This is a genomic window from Bifidobacterium sp. LH_416, from assembly GCF_056357055.1.
In genome coordinates this window covers 537,826-554,821 of record NZ_JBKEVJ010000002.1, presented here as the reverse complement: position 1 = coordinate 554,821, position 16,996 = coordinate 537,826, and the positions used below count along the sequence as shown (strand labels likewise).

Here is a 16,996-nt window from a genome sequence, read left to right as displayed (position 1 = left end):
TTCTCCTCTCCTGTCAGTCTTTCACTCGTCAGTCGCCTGCCGCTGGCCCAGAATGAACCAGAATGGATCATCCTTACTGCTCGGGGATCTCGCCACGCTGAGTGTGAACCGTCCCTGCATATCCTTACCGGACAAGTCCACGAACGTCTGCTCTTCGATGCCGAAGCCACTTTTATGAGACTTGCGGAACCGCCGTAATGCCGCCTTTTCCATATCCAACAGATCCCCATATTCCTGGGACCAATTGGAATACGCGCGAACATTCAGGGTTTCGTCCCTGTTCAGCATCGTCAGCCATGCTCCCGGCTGCAACAATGGCGCGATTCTTCTCACCACCGCAGGACGAGATGCACGTACCATCGGGTATAGCTTCGCAGCCACGTCAGCCTTCCACTGTCCTTCTCTGACCCGGTCAATCAGATAATCCGGCATCAACGCCTTGGACGCGAAGAGGTTGCAGGCCGTCTCCTCTGCTTCTTTGGCCGTCGCCTTGTCGTCGAACGAGTACAGACGCGACCATAGGTCAAGATCCACATGTTGCAGATAGTGCCCTAACTCGTGAAGCAGCGTGAAATTATTGCGCGGCCGATATTTACATTCGTTGATCACCAGCCGGTAACGGCCATCGTCGTCAGTTTGCTCCGGAGGCTCGCAGAACCCCGCCGGTCCGGTATCAGCTGATTCGTCGGTCGCCTTCTGCCTATGCCCATGCCCGTACGCCTTGATTCGGCGTACCGTGATTTGATTCTCCCAATGTTGGGCGATACGAAACGGGTCGCTGAGACAGTCGTCTGGAAAATCATGATGCATCCGTGCGGCCGTCTCGAGCATTTCGCTGACCTGCGCTTCAACCCATTGATATGTGGATCCCAGCATGATTGTGTTCCTTGATCGTCGATTTACTGTTCGGTGTCGTCAGACGTTCGATTGTTATGCAAGACCTGTTGAATCACACCACGCCAGGACTCCTGTCCGTAACCGCTCTTGCGGGCGGCCAGCGCGAAGGCGTCCTTTGCCAGATTGAGGCGCGCATCCCCTGCAAGATTCGCTGAATACCGCTGTGCGATCTGACGGTACATGGGCTGTTCGATTTCGACCAGCAGATCCTTCGGCAAATGGAATGACCTCGGCCGGAACCGCTCAGGATGCACGCCTGCATCAGACAGACGCCGATTCTGCTCATCGTCCAGGGCAAGATGACCATCGACCACCGCGGCGGCATCCGCAAACGACAATCCCAGCACAGTCACCAAAGACTTCACATATTCCGCACGCTCCGGTGTAGTCGAGCCTCGCTCCTCATCTGAATGCAGCTTCGGTAGGTCGGAGCACATGGCGTGCCAGGTTTCCATACGCCGGCGGACTTCGAAAATCTCCCGCTCCGCCGACGTCGTCGGATCCTCCGGAGCTGTTGCACGTTCAATGCCAAGCGACTCGTCATCGCGATTATCGGCCAGCGCTCGAGCCACGAGCTGATCGAACTCATCCAGTGGCTTGAACAGTATGCGAACTGGCACTTCGGCTGCCAGCTCGGGCCATGCGACCATTGGCCGGCATAGGGGAGTGTCTTTTACTATCAGCGCTCCCTCGGTCCGTACAGCTGTATCGTTGCTCATTGGAATCACGGTGATGAGGCGCGCATCATCGGAGACGCCGCTGACCAATACGTACTGGTGTCCGGTATTGGTTTTTGCCATCCACAGTTGTCCGGCGGCTACCGGCTGCTGCAACCGTTGCATGGTGTACTCCGGGCTGTCCATGCGAAGGACTTTGGCAGGAACCGTGACTGGGGGAAGGGTCAGCAGCCGTTGCTTTGCTGCATGAGTGTTTTCTACCATGATTCACTCTCCGCGTTGATTAGTAGGTGTAGCCGGTGGTGCCACGGTCACCGGTCATATAGTTTTCTTGATTCCAGTCCACATCGTCTACGAGGCAGATGTTCTTATCTGAACCATCCTGGACCATGTAGGGGTGCAGACCGATTATCAGCCGCGACAGCACGTTGATTTCTACGGATCCTTGTGCTGTCTGCAGAATATCTTGCAGGCAGGCGACAATTGGGGCCCGCGCTAACGGAGGCATTTTGGCTCGCTTCCCTTGGCGGAATTCGTCATATTTGCGGTCATCGGGCCATTTGATGAGTTCTTTATGATGCCGTGCGGCCGGACGGAGTTCCGCTTCGGAAAGCTGTGAGCGAGTGGATGAGCATGTCAGCAGATGCCAGAGACTGGTTTTATCTACTTTGGCGAACGTTTCCTTGTGCTCTTCCATGTCCTTTTCAAGGACGCGTCGTGTTCTGCCGAATTCGGTTTGGTCGAACAGGTCGCCAAGCCATTGCTTTGCGGAACCTAATAGATTCTTTTCGAATTGCTCATCGGTTTCGCATGAATCGAAAAGATCACCGATTTTGGGATTGTATGAGGAAGTGTCATATGACAAGGACTTCATCACTTCGTTGGTATCAAGAAAGATAAAAGTAAGAGCCCACTGCTCGGCATCATCTCCATACCGGTAAACAAGTGCGGGATACCTATTCAACTGACGAGAAAAGAAATCCTCCAGTAGTGAGAACAGTGCCCAGTAGTTGTGATCGATGAGAGCTTGCCTGTTGTACTTCGCTGTCATAATCCCTCCTGCTATGGCAATTGCTCCTAGCTTACTACCGGCAACAACAGCATGAAACTAATTAAGATTGAGGAATAATGAGCAATGGTGGGTTACTTTTCTGTATTTCTCCTGCATTCTAAGTGAAATACATTTTCTCCATTGATGCGAAGGGGAATTGGATCTCCGAGAGCCTCGCTGCACACGATGTTGAATCCTTGCCATCCCGCTCGTTGCGCATTCGGTCCCAACGGTTTTCTCGGCTGGAACATCTCTCTCGTCTGCAGTTCCTGGGGGATGAAGAAGATTTTCGCGTTATCGTCGGCATCCGCCAGAACGATATACAGGCTAAAATATATGCCAGCGTTCATTCGTTCCTCTTGCGGTTTCCAGGCTGCACCTGGGATTACTCCATCAAATCGATCCGGCAGCTCCTGCACATGCTTGCTTTTCACTTGAGCAAGGAAGCCACAGAAATCGCAGATGACATCCGCGCATTTGAAGTTCTGCCGGAGCAGGCAAAGCTTGCCGGTCTTGCATTTCGGGCAAGGAACGTACTTCGCGATCAGCTGTTCGCCGGCGTCTCCGAATTCTTTCTTTTCAGATGACATATGTATTACCTCGTTTCGATGTTGTGCTTTTTTCTTTACGTTTTCGCTAACCGGACAACTGCCCTTTTCCTAGAAATTCGAGGCGTGTCTGGTGGCTCGGTTGGTTTGTCCGGTTATTGAAGGTGCAGCTCGGAAACGCATTGTGCTGCGTGCTGCAGAAAGGAACCTTTTTTGGAGATGATGCATAGTCGGCCGCATCAGTCCCGTTGGGATGATCTGGATGAATTGGGGACATTCCAATTGCAAGAGCTTGTTCATAACTCAGCAATCGAAGCGAGCGCCATATTTATTGCGTTAAGCTATCGTTTCACTCCGTGGTGTTCCCAATATGGATGGATTCCAGAGCATAATCCGGCCTTGAAATCGTATTACATGTGTTTGAGCAAGCAGACTCGGAGTAGCCGGAATTATCCCGATTTGGATCATCGCGAGGAGATGATTCCCTATATCCGCTGGCTGCAGGAGCAGCATCATGTGTATGACCGGGTGCTTAACGTCGTGGATTCATCGCAGGACAGCATACATACGTGGAATCATTGGCATGATTTCACCGCATGTGATAGGCTCCGAATTCTTGCGATGAAACCTGATTTGGCATTGCTGCGTCACCTGTTGTGCGCATATCAATCTCGTCCAATGCTGTATTACGCGTTGGAGCATCACTATTCATGGGTTCGACCGTTGTTGAACTTGCCAATTGGATGGCGTCTGCGGTTCGGACCGGAACTAATCGAGGATTTTCAACGAGTGATTGATGAGGAAGGGCTGCAGCAATTCCGAATTTTAGATGCATGCGAGCATTGCGACGGTCTTCGTGTCTTTTATGCGTCAGTAGGGGCAGGAAGCGCGGATGATGGTCGTTGCGCTGAAATAGACCGGTTGGTTGAATGCTATGCGGTATTGGCACAGCATGTGTGTGGTTTATGCGGTATGACCGTTGCTCGAGGTGATACGTCGATAATGCCGATATGCGCCGTATGCCGTGATGGTGGAAATTGGATTGAGCGTGCTTTTCCTGATGTAGATAAGGATACGGATGGTAAGCCTGTCTTGAATGATCCCATTGGGAGGGAAATTCGTGCGCTATGGTCTGATGCGGCAGATTCCGACTCTCTCTCGGACACTTTGCATATTCTTCGGTTTCATTCCTCTGACGTATGGCCATTCCTCCGGAACTAAGCTGACGGTATCTGAAACTGTTGAAATTTGAGGCGTGTCGCGATTTTTGCGAACTTGTCCGGTTAATGAAGGTGTAAGGCAATGAACCGGTTGCACAAGGTAACTGACAGCTAAAGATTAAGGAGATAATTATGAACACCCCGATTAAGACCACCGTTTCCTTCAAGGATCCTCGCGATGATGACGATGACCGTCTGGAGGATTACACCGTTCCGATTCCGGAAGGACTTACTGAAGAGTTCGTACCTTCTCAGCCAGTGACTCCCAAGCAAATCATTGATTGGGAGACTAAGAACAAGGAACCTTATCCGGGTTATGCCGAGGAGTTGTTCAACTGGGAGAACGCATGGGAAGAGGTGAACCGTGCGCAGCTGAAGGCTGATGGCGGTTATCTGCATATTGCTGACCCGGTGCACATTGAGGAATAGATATTAGAGGTGATATCGAAGGCTCCCCTCACCCGCCTTCGGCGGGAGCTCCCCTCAGAGAGGGGAGCCTGGAAAACGGCCAACTATGTTCTCCGCCGCCCGTGGTGGCTCCCCTCCCTGAGGGGAGCCCAAACAGGTACTGTGATGGTCAGAAATCGAAGTTGTCAGGGTCGGCACCATTGCGGTGACCGGTATTGAGTGCGGTTACCGCCGCCATATCCTCATCCGACAGGTTGAAATCAAACACGTCGAAGTTCTGCTTGATGCGTTCGGCGTGAGTGGACTTTGGCAGCACTACTACACCGCGCTGAATATGCCAGCGAATCACCACCTGGGCAGCGGACTTACCATACTTGGCGCCAATCTCAGTCAAAACCGGCTCAGCCAACAGGTTGCCGCCAGTGCCGCCAAGCGGGCTCCATGCCTCAGCATGAATACCTTTACCGGCAAGGAAGTCAATCAGTTCCTGATTGGTGAACTGAGGAGAGGATTCAATCTGATCCACTGCAGGGACCACATCACTGTTCTTCAACAGCTCCTCAATATGATGCTGCTGGAAGTTGCTCACGCCAATAGCCTTGGCTCGGCCGGAAGCGTAAATGGTCTGCAAATCCTCCCATGCCTGCTGCCAACCATCGGCCGGCCAGTGAATCAGATACAAGTCCACGTAATCCAAGCCAAGACGGTCAAGACTTTCCTGGAAGGCATCCAAGCCACGATGTGCGCGAATATCATCATTCCACAGCTTGGTGGTCAGGAAGAAATCCTCACGCGGCACGCCAGCACGGCGGATGCCTTCCCCCACGGAAGCCTCATTGCGGTAAATCATTGCCGTATCAATATGACGGTAGCCGTTCTCCAGAGCCGTTTGCACAGCGTTTACCGTGGTTTCGCCATCCGGAGTCTGGAATACGCCCAAACCAACCTGCGGAATCACGGTTCCGTTATTGAGGGTAATCGTCGATTGAATCGCCATAATGCCTCGCTTAACTCAACGTCAATACTTTCCTGAGCTATTCTACGAAGCAGAGCAGGTGATTATAAGCATTTTGCTGGGTGAGGAATTTCTCACGATAACCATGATGGTAGGAGCGGTTTATGCGGTATGCGGCGACATTTGACGCGGGCACTACGGCAGTGAAGGGTGCGCTGGTTGCTGAAGACGGACGAATCGTAGCCAGTGCAAGCCGTGACTTGACGCTCATTATCAATGCCGATCAGCGTGAGCAGAATCCCGACGAATGGTGGGAGGCATGCTGCAACGTAGCGCAATCAATGTTGGCTCAGGCGCAGAAGCATGAGACGGGATTCCATGCATCGCAAGTTGCCGGCATCATTTTCAGCGGGCAAATGCAGGATGTCATCGCCGTGGATGACGAGCTCAAGCCAGTATGCAATGCGATTCTGTATTCGGATGGTCGTGCAGATGCTGAAGCTGCCCAACTTGCAAGCGCCTATTCAGGTGGCGAGGTCCGCTTCCTTGAGACCGTGGGCAACCGACTGGAAGGCTGCCTGCCGCTACCGAAGCTGATGTGGCTGCGAGATCATGAGCCGGCGTTGTTTGCCAAAGTGAAGCATGTGCTCATCAGTTCCAAGGATTATCTCATCGCTCAATTGACTGGGCGTTGCATTGGCGATGTCGCCGCGTGCCACGGCAGGTGCAATGGACATTCGCGAGGGGCAATGGGGTACGGAACTGTGCGCAGTGGCCGGAATCGATACGGCGATATTACCGGAATTGCATAAGCCACAGGAATGTATTGGTGCTGTATCTGCAAAAGCAGCGCAGCTGACTGGATTTACGGACGGTATTCCGGTATATGCCGGAATCGGTGACGCCGGAGCGACCACATTCGCCAGCGGTGTAAGCAAACCTGGACAATACAACATCAACATCGGCACATCCGGCTGGATCGCCACCGTTTCTCCCGAACCATTCGTGAATAAACCCGGAGCAGCAAACCTAGCGTTCGGCGTGGAACCGGGATTCGTGAACGCTGTGCCATTCCTTAATGCAGGAGACGTACACAAATGGGTGACCGGTGTATTTGCGAGCGGTGATTATGCCGAAGCACATCAGTCGATTGTACATTCCAAACCGGGCTCCAACGGTGTACTGTGCCTGCCATATCTAGTGGGGGAGCGATTCCCAGTCATGAATCCATCCATTCGTGGCGCTTACGTGGGGATTACGCCGGACACTTCCAAAGCCGATATGATGCGGGCGGCTTTGGAGGGCGTGGCATTCTCCATTCGCCAAGGAATGGAAAGCTTTGATAAACCGCCGACTTCAATCTCACTGATTGGTGGCGGCGCTCGCGAAACCGCATGGTGCCAGATTCTCGCCGACGTATTGAGCCATCCCATCGATGTCTACACCAACGCCGATATTCTGCCCGCTGTGGCTCTTGCCTCACTGGTCTTTAATCTACGTGACCTTACTTCAACCATCGCGGATACCGTTACCTATACTCCGAACCAACCTGCCGTGCGCACATATAACGAGCTCTACCCCCAGTTCACCACGCTGTACCCGGCCATTGCTTCCCGGGGCTGCGTTCAGACGGAACTTTAAGCCTATAGAGGATTCACCTGCGAATGATGCCGAATATACCGTATACTGCATAAATAAGCGGTTGCTCAATGATGAGTTTTTAACGGCTGAGCCTTGATGAGAATGGGGAACAACGATGGTTAAAGATATTGAACTGTATAAAGCCGAAGACGGTTCGGTCCAGCTGGAAGTCAGTGTGCAGGGCGATACGGTGTGGCTGACACTTGACCAGATGGCTGAGCTGTTTGATCGGAATAAGTCAACGATATCGCGGCATATAAAAAATATATTCAACGAGAAGGAACTCAGCCGTGAGGCAGTTGTTGCAAAAAATGCAACAACTGCCTCAGACGGTAAAAAATATATGGTTGAGTATTACAACCTTGATGTCATCATATCCGTTGGCTATCGTGTGAAATCACTGAGGGGTGTTCAATTTCGTCGTTGGGCCACGAATGTGCTACAGCAATACTTGATAAAAGGATATGCAGCCAATAGCCAGCGATTGCAGCAGCTGGGGAAAGTCGTCAAAGTACTTGCTCGTAGCAATGACCAGCTTGCGGCAGGAATTGCCGATGTCGTATCGACTTACTTGCCGGGATTGAATATTCTTCGTGATTATGATGCACATGAACTTGCTCCAAATCCGCAAATAAAGCCGATATGGACCCTTACTGCTGAAGACGCACGTTCCATAGTGGTGAGATTACGTGGCGAATATCCGGAGGACACATTACTTGGCCAGGAACGAGGAGATGCGCTTGAACGCATTATTGGTGCGATATATCAGAGCTTTGCTGGTCAGGATTTATACCAGACAGTTGAGGAAAAAGCTGCGCACCTCTTATATTTCACGGTGAAAGATCATCCATTTGCCGATGGCAATAAGCGAATGGCAGCTGCGATGTTTGTGAGTTTTCTTGAGGGGAATGCCGACGCTTTTTCCGATGGAGGCAAGCCGATTATTACCAACAATGATCTTGCAGCCATCACGTTACTGATCGCCGTGAGTGATCCCAGCGAAAAGGACCTCATGATTGATTTGGTGGAGCGCATGCTAGCGACTGAGAGTAATTAAGAGATGGAATAAGTGGTTTTGAGGCGTTCATGATTTGGCATCAGGAGGCCGGCACAAGTGATTACTGTCTGCTTCAAACTGCTTGATATCTCACGATACGGGTGAAAGTGGGCGTTCCTGAGCACTTCGTGGCTCACATTGCTACGATGGGGCTCTATGAGCGAGAACATCATGCGAATTATCGACCTGCGTGGTCAGAAACTGTCCCGTGCCGAACTGCTGGCCGCGATGCCGCGTGCCGCAATGGGCACTTCCGAAGCCACCGATCTGGTGCGCCCGATTCTTGACGATGTCAAGGAACGTGGTGCAGCAGCTTTGCGTGACTTTGAAGAGAAGTTCGACCATGTACGCCCCAAGAATCTGCGCGTACCGGCCGAAGCCATTCAGGATGCCTTGACCACGCTGGATCCCGAAGTTCGCGCCGCCATCGAAGAATCCGTGCGCCGCGCTCGTGCCGTGGCTGAAAACCAGGTGCCGAAGGACTTCCACACGGATCTGGCTCCGGGTGCCCGTGTCGCTGAACGTTGGATTCCGATTCAGCGCGTCGGCCTGTATGTGCCTGGCGGCAAGGCCGTTTACCCGTCTTCTGTGATTATGAATGCAGTACCGGCACAGGCTGCAGGCGTCGAATCCTTGGCCATTGCCACTCCGCCTGCTCGCGATAACGCCGAAGGTCTGCCAAACAAGACTATCCTCGCCACCTGCGCTATTCTCGGCGTCGACGAGGTCTACGCAGTCGGTGGCGCTCAGGCCATCGCCATGTTCGCATATGGCGCCAAGGGCAGCGAGCCTCAGGACGGCGACGTGCTGTGCGATCCGGTAGATAAGATCACCGGCCCGGGCAACATTTTCGTGGCCACCGCCAAGTCCCTGGTTTCTGCATTCGTGGGCATCGATGCTGTCGCAGGCCCGACCGAAATCGGCATCATCGCCGATAAGGATGCCAACCCGAGCCTGCTTGCTGCTGATCTTATCGGTCAGGCTGAGCATGATGAGCTGGCCGGTTCCGTACTGTTCACTGATTCTCCGGAATTGGCCGAAAAGGTACAGGAGAACCTCAACTATCGTGTGCCGAAGACCGAGCACGCTGAACGCGTCCACACGTCCCTTTCCGGTACTCAGTCCGCCATCGTGCTGACCGACGGTCTTGACCAGTCCATCGACGCAGCCAACGCATACGCTGCCGAGCACTTGGAGATTCAAACCAAGGATGCCGATGCCGTGGTCAAGCGCATCAAGAACGCTGGCGCAATCTTCCGCGGACCGTATTCCCCGGTGCCACTGGGCGATTACATGTCCGGCTCCAACCACGTGCTGCCCACCGGTGGTACTGCACGCTTCGCCGCAGGCCTCGGCGTGCACACCTTCATGAAGCCGGTCGAAGTTATCGAATACGACGAGGAAGGCCTGAAGGCTCTGGCCGCTCGTATCAACGCGTTCGCTGTTTCCGAAGATCTTCCTGCCCACGGTGAGTGCGTGCTCTCCCGCTTCGTGGATGATCCATACAACAAGGAAACCCTGCGCGAACAGGAAAAGGAAGCCGGTCTGCTGTGAGCACTATTCCCTCCAACCTGCCGCTGCGCAACGATCTGATTGGTGAGGAGCCGTATGGCGCTCCTCAGCTGGACGTGCCGGTGTGCTTGAATGTCAACGAGAACCCGTACGCTCCTGATCCCGCGGTATGCGACACCATCGCCAAGCGTGTGCGTGAAATCGCACCCACACTGAACCGTTACCCGGATCGTGAGCATATCGCGCTGCGCCAAGCATTCAGCGACTACCTGTTCCGTGAATCCGATACCCGTCTGGACGTGGATGAGCTGTGGGGTGCCAACGGCTCCAATGAGATCATGCTCCAGCTCTTCCAGGCGTTCGGCGGCCCGGGCCGTACCGCTCTGGGCGCTGACCCCACGTATTCCATGTACCCGGAGTACGCGCGAGACACGTTCACCGGCTGGAAGCTGGCCCACCGCAATCCTGACTTTACGCTGAACGTGGAGAAGGTTATCGAAGCCATCAACGAAGTCAAGCCTTCGATGGTGCTGCTGACAAGCCCGAACAATCCGACTGGTACTCCGCTGCCGATGGATGATATCGAGCGTATTCTCGCTGCTTGCGAAACCGCTGAAGTGGCGGGTGCAGGCGAGGGCGTACACCCGATTCTCGTCATCGACGAAGCCTACGTGGAATTCCGCAAGCCCGGCACTCCAAGCGCGGTCAGCCTGATCAAGAATCATCCGAATCTTGCTGTCAGCCGTACGATGAGCAAGGCATTCGCCTTCGCGGGCGCTCGCGTCGGCTATCTGGCTGCCAGCAAGGGCATCATCGACTGCGTGCGCATTGTGCGCATGCCGTACCATCTGTCCGCCGTGACCCAAGCCGCCGCACTGGCCGCGTTCGAACACACCGACGAACAGCTGAGCCGCGTGGAACATCTGCGTGAAACCCGCGAGGCCACCGCCGAATGGTTGAAGCAGCAGACCTATAAGGGCCAGCCGCTTGAGGTTGCCGAATCCGGCTCCAACTTCCTGCTCTTCGGCGGTCATTTCGACAAGCGTGACGCTATCTTCGACGAGCTCCTGAAGCGCGGCGTATTGATTCGCGTAGTGGGACCGGACGGTTGGCTGCGCGTATGCATGGGCACTGACGAGGAAATGGAAACCTTCCGTAACGCCCTTGCCGAAGTGCTACGTATAGTGGAAGCAGCCTAGAACATAACGTATCGGAACCGTGGCAGGGTACTGGTTTGAAGCCGGTCCCTGCCGCATGCGTTCCACGCCATACACAACATCAGGAGAAACGATGGCAAGAACCGCACATATTGTTCGCGAAACCAGCGAATCACATATTGACCTTGAACTGAATCTTGACGGTACCGGCCAAACCGATATCGACACCTCCGTGCCGTTCTACAATCACATGATGAATGCGCTCGGCAAGCATTCACTCATCGATTTGAAGATTCACGCTCACGGTGACACCGATATCGACGTGCATCACACCGTGGAAGACACGGCCATCGTATTCGGCGAGGCCTTGAAGCAGGCTCTGGGAGACAAGCGCGGCATTCGTCGTTTCGCCGACGCCACTGTGCCCCTGGATGAAGCCTTGGCCAAGGCCGTGGTCGATATCTCCGGACGCCCGTACTGCGTCTGCTCCGGAGAGCCGGAAGGCTTCGAATACTGCATGATGGGCGGCCACTTCACCGGTTCTCTGGTACGCCACGTTATGGAATCCATTGCCTTGCATGCTGGCATTTGCCTGCATATGCAGGTGCTTGCCGGACGCGATCCGCACCACATCGCCGAAGCGGAATTCAAGGCTTTGGCCCGCGCCCTTCGCTTCGCCATCGAACCTGATCCTCGCATCGAAGGCCTGATTCCCAGCACCAAGGGAGCTCTGTGATGGCGGACAACGCTGACGATAAGAACCTGAACGATATGAATCCGGACGAATCGCACTTCTCCGACGAGGAGCTTGAGGCGGCGCTCGCCGGATTCGAAAAGGAATTCGCGGACGATAACGCAGACAATACCAGCAGCACGTCTGCGGATTCCACCGATTCCGCAGACGATACGGCAAGCGTTGCGGATGCCGTCAACGAAGCCATGGCCGATGTAGTTGATCCTTCACTCGGCTTCGACAATGAACTTGCAGGACTCCTCGGCAATAAAGCAAAGGTATCCCTGATTGTTACCCGTATCGCTGCCGCAGATCTGCTAGCAGCATTCTGCCAATTGTCGGACATTTCAGCCGAATGCATCGGCTCCAATCAGGGTGCTATCGCCGTTCTCAAGAACTTGGATGGTGATGGTCCTGAGGCTGCAGCCAAGGATTTGACTACCGTAGTCTCCGGTATGGCGGTAATTCTGGCGGTTAACCGTGCCGACAAGCTTGAAGCTACCATGTATATGCAGGGTGAAGCTGGGCAGACGTTCGCGCCGCCGGTACTATTCAACTCCACTCCACGCTTCGTGGAGGATTTGATGCTGGGCATCGTATCGCTGGTGCAGTTGAAAAGCCAGGGTTTTGAAGTGGTGAATTCCGCTGATCTCAATCATGATCAGGCCATGGAAATTATTGCCAAGCACACCAGGCAGGGGCGTGCCGGCCGCGGTTCGCGAATCGAATAATCAGTCGTATCCAACAGTCACATCACATTAGGTAGGGGAGAGGCTATGACCACAGCAGTCGTATTTGACTATGGTTTTGGCAATGTGCGTTCTATGGTGCGCGCATTGGCCAATCTTGGCGTAGATACCACGCTGACCTCCGATTATCGTCAGGCGCTTGAAGCGGATGGTCTGGTTGTGCCAGGAGTCGGCGCATTTGCCGCATGCATGGAAGGTTTGAAGCACGTAGACGGTGACCGCGTGATTTACGATCGTATTCGCGCAGGCCGCCCTGTGCTTGGCGTTTGCGTTGGCGAGCAGATCATGTTTGAACACGGTACCGAGCATGGTGAGCAGGCAGCTGGAGTTGGACTCATCGGTGGCTCCGTAGATTCTCTCGACGCCGATGTGGTACCTCACATGGGATGGGATACCATCGAGGCCGCTGAAGGTTCAGTATTGCTCAAGGGCGTGGAGCATGAGCGGTTCTACTTCGTGCACTCCTATGCGGCAATGGCGGTAACACCAGCCAATACCGCGCAGTTCTCGATTGATTTGACTCAATATGAGGAGCATGTGAGCTGGTGCGAATACGGGCGCTCGAAGTTCGTGGCCGCTTATGAGCGTGGCCCGCTTTCTGCCACCCAATTCCATCCGGAAAAGTCCGGTGACGCCGGTGCCCAGTTGTTGAAGAACTGGATCGCCACGCTGTAGATTCGTTGATCCCATTAGTGGGAGCGAATAAGAAAGGTTGATTGATATGTCGTTGACTCTGCTTCCCGCCGTTGATGTGCGCGACGGCAAGGCTGTGCGTTTGCGCCAGGGCGAATCCGGTTCTGAAACCGATTACGGCTCTCCATTCGAGGCCGCCCGTACTTGGGTTGAGGCCGGAGCCGAATGGATTCACCTGGTTGACTTGGATGCCGCTTTCGGCACGGGCAATAATCGTGACCAGCTTCGCCAGATCGTTCACGAGCTTGGCGACAAGGTGAACATTGAGCTGTCCGGTGGTGTGCGTGACGATGATTCCCTCGAGGCCGCTCTTGAAGCAGGCGCTGCACGCGTAAACATTGGTACTGCTGCTCTGGAAAACCCGGATTGGACTGCTTCTGTAATCAAGAAGTATGGTGATCGCGTGGCCGTTGGCTTGGACGTGCGTGGCCATACGCTTGCCGCTCGTGGCTGGACCCGTGAAGGCGGCGATTTGTTCGAAACGATGAAGTTCTTGGATTCCGTGGGTTGCTCACGCTATGTGGTGACCGACGTGGCTAAGGACGGCATGATGTCCGGCCCGAACATCGAACTGTTGCGCGAAGTGGCTGAACGAACTGATGCCAAGGTGACTGCGTCCGGCGGTATCTCCAAGCTCGACGATCTGCGTGCTATCAAGACGCTGGCTGACTTGGGCGTGGACGCCGCAATCCTCGGCAAGTCCCTCTATGCGCGCGCTTTCACGCTGGAAGAGGCGCTGGAAGTCGCCAAGTAAAACGTTGATTGTGCTCCCGCCAGCGGGAGCACAATCACTATGACATTGCCTACGCGCAGGGCAATTCGCCGGATTTGATGAGCTTCTTGAAGACGGCGTAGTCTTCATCATTCTGCTCGGCATAACTGACTGCAAACGAAGCAATCGCCTGATCAAATTCGTCCGTACCGCCCATGTAATTGGCGATGGCAATCGAATCACCAGTGCGAGCATGCGCATGAGCCAATGACCATGCGCACATGCGTGCTAGATCACTCAAACCAGAAGCATTGAGATTATCGATATCAATCGATCCCTTACCATTCCACAGCTGGCGCACGTAATAATCACGCTTGCGACCATCTTCGGCAATAAAACTCGACCAACCGAGCAGCACATCAGCAGTACTTTGAATCAGTTTCTGCCCCTGCACCACACGCTCGCCATGAGTGGCATACCGCGAAGCGCCACAGTAATGCTCCAGTACCGAATACGTGGCTTCCTTCATCTGCAGCATCATTGGATCATCCATATCGCGAGCAATCCAGACGGACGTCCATGCACGTTGGCCCACTGAACCGACGCCTACCACCTTGCGTGCAGAATCCTGATATCGCAGATGATCGAACACCATGCGTCGATCGTCATACAAAGAATGCTTATAGCTTTCCAGCAGTGTGTTGATACGAGCCTGCAATGCTTCAGGATCTGCATATTCCTGCAGCTCATTAATCGGCACCAATTCCGGTGGATTCGACTTGAATCGCAGCTTGCCACCCTCATAACGGCACAGCTTGGCCGCAGCAGCATCATTATCCTTCAGCAGCGCCTTCATCGCCGCTTCGCGCAACACAGGATTGCGCTTAGACCCACTAGTCTCAAAACGATCCAACGTTTCATTAACATCCAGATGCTCATACCAGGCATCCAAATAATCCATTTCGGAGAACCATTTCATGCGCTCGCGATAGGTGCGTACGCACTGCAATACCGCAGCACGACGATCCTTGGTTTTGAGTTTATTGGCACGCCCGCAAATCTCCACGGAAACAGCCAGTCGCTTCAAATCCCATTCCCAAGGGCCAATGGCCGTCTCATCGAAATCGTTGATATCGAACACAAGACGGGCGGAAGGGGAGCGGAAGATACCGAAATTACCAATATGCGCGTCTCCCACACATTGCACGGGAATGCCGGTAACTGGTGTGGATGCCAAATCATTGGTCATAATGAGCACAGTGCCACGGTAGAACGTGAAGGGGCTCACGCTCATTCGCTTGTAGCGGAGCGGAATCAATTCCGGAACGCGAATCGCGGACTGTTCCTCCAACAGACTAATAGCTTCACGTCTGCCGGAACGAACCTGCCAGATAGCATGGGACTCAAGCGGTGCAACATTACGGGCCTTAATACCGGCGCGAGAACGCTCGCGAGGCTCAATAGCTTGCTTCCAGCTAGTCACATCAATGGGCGGATTGGCGGACGGTGTCAGATGATCTTCGCTCATGGTCATCTACTCTAGCGCCGAATGAACCTGGGATGTTAACGCGACTCGTAACACGGGTATGGAACGATTAGCCGTTATGGATAAACAGCAGGAGTTTGCACTGCGCACGGTCGAGGAACGCGACGTGCGTTTTATTCGTCTTTGGTTTACGGATGTGCTGGGAACACTGAAATCCGTGGCCATTGCTCCAGCCGAACTAGAAGCCGCATTTGAAGAGGGACTGGGCTTCGATGGTTCTGCAATCGAGGGCATGACTCGAATTTCCGAAGACGATATGATCGTTCAGCCCGATCCTTCCACATTCCAGATCCTGCCGTGGCGTGGTGGCCCGCAGGGTACTGCACGCATGTTCTGCGATATCCTGACTCCGGACGGTGAGCCCTCACTGGGGGATCCACGCCACGTGCTGAAGCGTGCGCTCGCCAAGGCTAAGGATAAGGGCTTCACGTTCTACGTGCACCCGGAAATCGAGTTCTACCTGTTCGAAAGCCAGGACGATTGGTCCAAGGCTCCAACGCCGATCGACGAAGGCGGCTACTTCGATCACGTGCCGCGCAGCCCAGGCATGGACTTCCGCCGCGCCACCGTGAATATGCTTGAGCAGATGGGCATTTCGGTGGAATACTCGCATCATGAGGCTGGCCCTGGCCAGAACGAAATCGATCTGCGTTACGCCGATGCACTGACCACGGCGGATAACATCATGACCTTCCGTACCGTGGTCAAGGAAATTTCCTTGGAGCGCGGTATTCATGCCAGCTTCATGCCGAAGCCTCTGGCAGATGCACCTGGTTCCGGCATGCACACGCACCTGAGCCTGTTTGAGGGCGATTCCAATGCCTTCTACGAGGCCGGTCAGGAATTCAACATGTCCCTGACCGCACGTCAGTTCGCGGCAGGCATCCTGTACCATGCTGCGGAAATCTGTGCAGTTACCGACCAGTACGTCAACTCGTACAAGCGTCTGTGGGGCGGCAACGAGGCACCGAGCTACATTTGCTGGGGTCATAATAATCGTTCCGCACTGCTGCGCATCCCGCAGTACAAGCCAGGCAAGGGCAATTCTGCTCGTATGGAGTTCCGTGCACTCGACCCGGTGGCAAACCCGTATCTCGCATACTCGGTGCTGCTGGCTGCAGGCCTTGACGGCATCGACAAGCAGATGCAACTGGGTGAGCCCACGAGCGATGACGTTTGGGAGCTTACCGATGGTGAACGTCAGGCCATGGGTATTCAACCGTTGCCGCGCTCGCTCGACGAAGCTCTGAAGATTATGGAGAAGTCCGACTTCGTGGCTGACGTGCTTGGCGAGCATGCCTTCGGATACTTCCTGGACAACAAGCATCAGGAATGGGAAGAATACAACCAGCAGGTCACTCCATTCGAACTCAAGAAGTATCTGCCGAAGCTGTAATAGCTGCTGATTACCGGCTGTCTGGGGTATTTCCCAGACAGCCA

At 54.2% G+C, this 16,996-nt stretch carries 16 protein-coding genes and 1 pseudogene; 11 read left to right on the top strand and 6 right to left on the bottom strand.

All coding sequences use genetic code 11. The annotated features are described in order from the left end of the window. Positions 1-21 precede the first annotated feature (21 nt). The 4 genes from AC1AY0_RS07040 to AC1AY0_RS07025 all read right to left on the bottom strand — a co-directional run bounded on the left by AC1AY0_RS07040 (position 22) and on the right by AC1AY0_RS07025 (position 3,215). The gene (locus tag AC1AY0_RS07040; RefSeq protein ID WP_476524945.1) at positions 22-876 is read right to left on the bottom strand and encodes an ImmA/IrrE family metallo-endopeptidase; all 855 of its coding nucleotides are present in this window, start codon (positions 874-876) and stop codon (positions 22-24) included. Positions 877-899: 23 nt separating this feature from the next. Beyond that, positions 900-1,838, bottom strand: a complete 939-nt coding sequence (locus AC1AY0_RS07035; protein ID WP_476524944.1) for a hypothetical protein — start codon at positions 1,836-1,838, stop codon at positions 900-902. Between the two features lie 19 nt (positions 1,839-1,857). After that, positions 1,858-2,625 (bottom strand): hypothetical protein, encoded by a 768-nt coding sequence (locus AC1AY0_RS07030; RefSeq protein WP_476524943.1) that lies wholly within the window; start codon positions 2,623-2,625, stop codon positions 1,858-1,860. A gap of 92 nt (positions 2,626-2,717) precedes the next feature. Next, entirely contained in the window at positions 2,718-3,215 is a 498-nt protein-coding gene (locus AC1AY0_RS07025; protein ID WP_476524942.1) for a DpnI domain-containing protein, read from the bottom strand. A gap of 171 nt (positions 3,216-3,386) precedes the next feature. Between AC1AY0_RS07025 and AC1AY0_RS07020 the strand changes: the two genes are divergently transcribed. After that, positions 3,387-4,394 carry a hypothetical protein gene (locus AC1AY0_RS07020; protein ID WP_476524941.1) on the top strand — a complete coding sequence of 336 codons (1,008 nt, stop codon included), beginning with the start codon at positions 3,387-3,389 and terminating at the stop codon, positions 4,392-4,394. Between the two features lie 131 nt (positions 4,395-4,525). Continuing rightward, complete coding sequence (locus tag AC1AY0_RS07015; protein ID WP_476524940.1) at positions 4,526-4,822, top strand: hypothetical protein; 297 nt, start codon at positions 4,526-4,528, stop codon at positions 4,820-4,822. Between the two features lie 148 nt (positions 4,823-4,970). On the opposite strand, the gene AC1AY0_RS07010 is transcribed toward AC1AY0_RS07015, so the two are convergent. After that, complete coding sequence (locus AC1AY0_RS07010; protein ID WP_476524939.1) at positions 4,971-5,798, bottom strand: aldo/keto reductase; 828 nt, start codon at positions 5,796-5,798, stop codon at positions 4,971-4,973. 122 nt (positions 5,799-5,920) lie between these two features. Between AC1AY0_RS07010 and AC1AY0_RS07005 the strand changes: the two are divergent. From AC1AY0_RS07005 to priA, 8 genes and pseudogenes are all read left to right on the top strand, one after another. Next, positions 5,921-7,397, top strand: a pseudogene (locus AC1AY0_RS07005) (xylulokinase). A 115-nt stretch (positions 7,398-7,512) separates the two neighbouring features. Next, complete coding sequence (locus AC1AY0_RS07000; protein WP_476524937.1) at positions 7,513-8,454, top strand: virulence RhuM family protein/type II toxin-antitoxin system death-on-curing family toxin; 942 nt, start codon at positions 7,513-7,515, stop codon at positions 8,452-8,454. A gap of 156 nt (positions 8,455-8,610) precedes the next feature. After that, positions 8,611-10,008 (top strand): histidinol dehydrogenase, encoded by a 1,398-nt coding sequence (hisD, locus tag AC1AY0_RS06995; protein WP_476524936.1) that lies wholly within the window; start codon positions 8,611-8,613, stop codon positions 10,006-10,008. Then, the gene (locus AC1AY0_RS06990; protein WP_476524935.1) at positions 10,005-11,165 is read left to right on the top strand and encodes a histidinol-phosphate transaminase; all 1,161 of its coding nucleotides are present in this window, start codon (positions 10,005-10,007) and stop codon (positions 11,163-11,165) included. The genes hisD and AC1AY0_RS06990 overlap by 4 nt, the downstream gene beginning before the upstream one ends. A gap of 91 nt (positions 11,166-11,256) precedes the next feature. Next, on the top strand, positions 11,257-11,859 hold the full coding sequence (gene hisB / locus AC1AY0_RS06985) for an imidazoleglycerol-phosphate dehydratase HisB (protein ID WP_100493782.1): 603 nt from the start codon (positions 11,257-11,259) through the stop codon (positions 11,857-11,859). Beyond that, the gene (locus AC1AY0_RS06980; protein WP_476524934.1) at positions 11,859-12,587 is read left to right on the top strand and encodes a hypothetical protein; all 729 of its coding nucleotides are present in this window, start codon (positions 11,859-11,861) and stop codon (positions 12,585-12,587) included. The genes hisB and AC1AY0_RS06980 overlap by 1 nt, the downstream gene beginning before the upstream one ends. A gap of 45 nt (positions 12,588-12,632) precedes the next feature. After that, positions 12,633-13,280, top strand: coding sequence for an imidazole glycerol phosphate synthase subunit HisH (gene hisH, locus AC1AY0_RS06975; protein WP_476524933.1), 648 nt, complete (start codon positions 12,633-12,635; stop codon positions 13,278-13,280). Positions 13,281-13,326: 46 nt separating this feature from the next. Further along, positions 13,327-14,052, top strand: a complete 726-nt coding sequence (priA, locus tag AC1AY0_RS06970) for a bifunctional 1-(5-phosphoribosyl)-5-((5-phosphoribosylamino)methylideneamino)imidazole-4-carboxamide isomerase/phosphoribosylanthranilate isomerase PriA (RefSeq protein WP_476524932.1) — start codon at positions 13,327-13,329, stop codon at positions 14,050-14,052. A gap of 49 nt (positions 14,053-14,101) precedes the next feature. Here priA and AC1AY0_RS06965 read toward each other — a convergent pair whose 3' ends face one another. Next, positions 14,102-15,538: a DUF2252 domain-containing protein gene (locus AC1AY0_RS06965; protein ID WP_476524931.1), complete on the bottom strand. Its 1,437-nt coding sequence runs from the start codon at positions 15,536-15,538 to the stop codon at positions 14,102-14,104. A 76-nt stretch (positions 15,539-15,614) separates the two neighbouring features. Here AC1AY0_RS06965 and glnA point away from each other — a divergent pair, with 76 nt between their 5' ends. Continuing rightward, positions 15,615-16,952: a type I glutamate--ammonia ligase gene (gene glnA, locus AC1AY0_RS06960; protein ID WP_033890017.1), complete on the top strand. Its 1,338-nt coding sequence runs from the start codon at positions 15,615-15,617 to the stop codon at positions 16,950-16,952. Positions 16,953-16,996: the final 44 nt, after the last annotated feature.

Bases quoted from the DNA above. Each gene is read 5' to 3' on its own strand.
- AC1AY0_RS07040 (WP_476524945.1), bottom strand. From the start codon at position 876: ATGCTGGGATCCACATATCAATGGGTTGAAGCGCAGGTCAGCGAAATG.
- AC1AY0_RS07035 (WP_476524944.1), bottom strand. From the start codon at position 1,838: ATGGTAGAAAACACTCATGCAGCAAAGCAACGGCTGCTGACCCTTCCC.
- AC1AY0_RS07030 (WP_476524943.1), bottom strand. From the start codon at position 2,625: ATGACAGCGAAGTACAACAGGCAAGCTCTCATCGATCACAACTACTGG.
- AC1AY0_RS07025 (WP_476524942.1), bottom strand. From the start codon at position 3,215: ATGTCATCTGAAAAGAAAGAATTCGGAGACGCCGGCGAACAGCTGATC.
- AC1AY0_RS07015 (WP_476524940.1), top strand. From the start codon at position 4,526: ATGAACACCCCGATTAAGACCACCGTTTCCTTCAAGGATCCTCGCGAT.
- AC1AY0_RS07010 (WP_476524939.1), bottom strand. From the start codon at position 5,798: ATGGCGATTCAATCGACGATTACCCTCAATAACGGAACCGTGATTCCG.
- AC1AY0_RS07000 (WP_476524937.1), top strand. From the start codon at position 7,513: ATGGTTAAAGATATTGAACTGTATAAAGCCGAAGACGGTTCGGTCCAG.
- hisD (WP_476524936.1), top strand. From the start codon at position 8,611: ATGAGCGAGAACATCATGCGAATTATCGACCTGCGTGGTCAGAAACTG.
- hisB (WP_100493782.1), top strand. From the start codon at position 11,257: ATGGCAAGAACCGCACATATTGTTCGCGAAACCAGCGAATCACATATT.
- AC1AY0_RS06980 (WP_476524934.1), top strand. From the start codon at position 11,859: ATGGCGGACAACGCTGACGATAAGAACCTGAACGATATGAATCCGGAC.
- hisH (WP_476524933.1), top strand. From the start codon at position 12,633: ATGACCACAGCAGTCGTATTTGACTATGGTTTTGGCAATGTGCGTTCT.
- priA (WP_476524932.1), top strand. From the start codon at position 13,327: ATGTCGTTGACTCTGCTTCCCGCCGTTGATGTGCGCGACGGCAAGGCT.
- AC1AY0_RS06965 (WP_476524931.1), bottom strand. From the start codon at position 15,538: ATGAGCGAAGATCATCTGACACCGTCCGCCAATCCGCCCATTGATGTG.
- glnA (WP_033890017.1), top strand. From the start codon at position 15,615: ATGGATAAACAGCAGGAGTTTGCACTGCGCACGGTCGAGGAACGCGAC.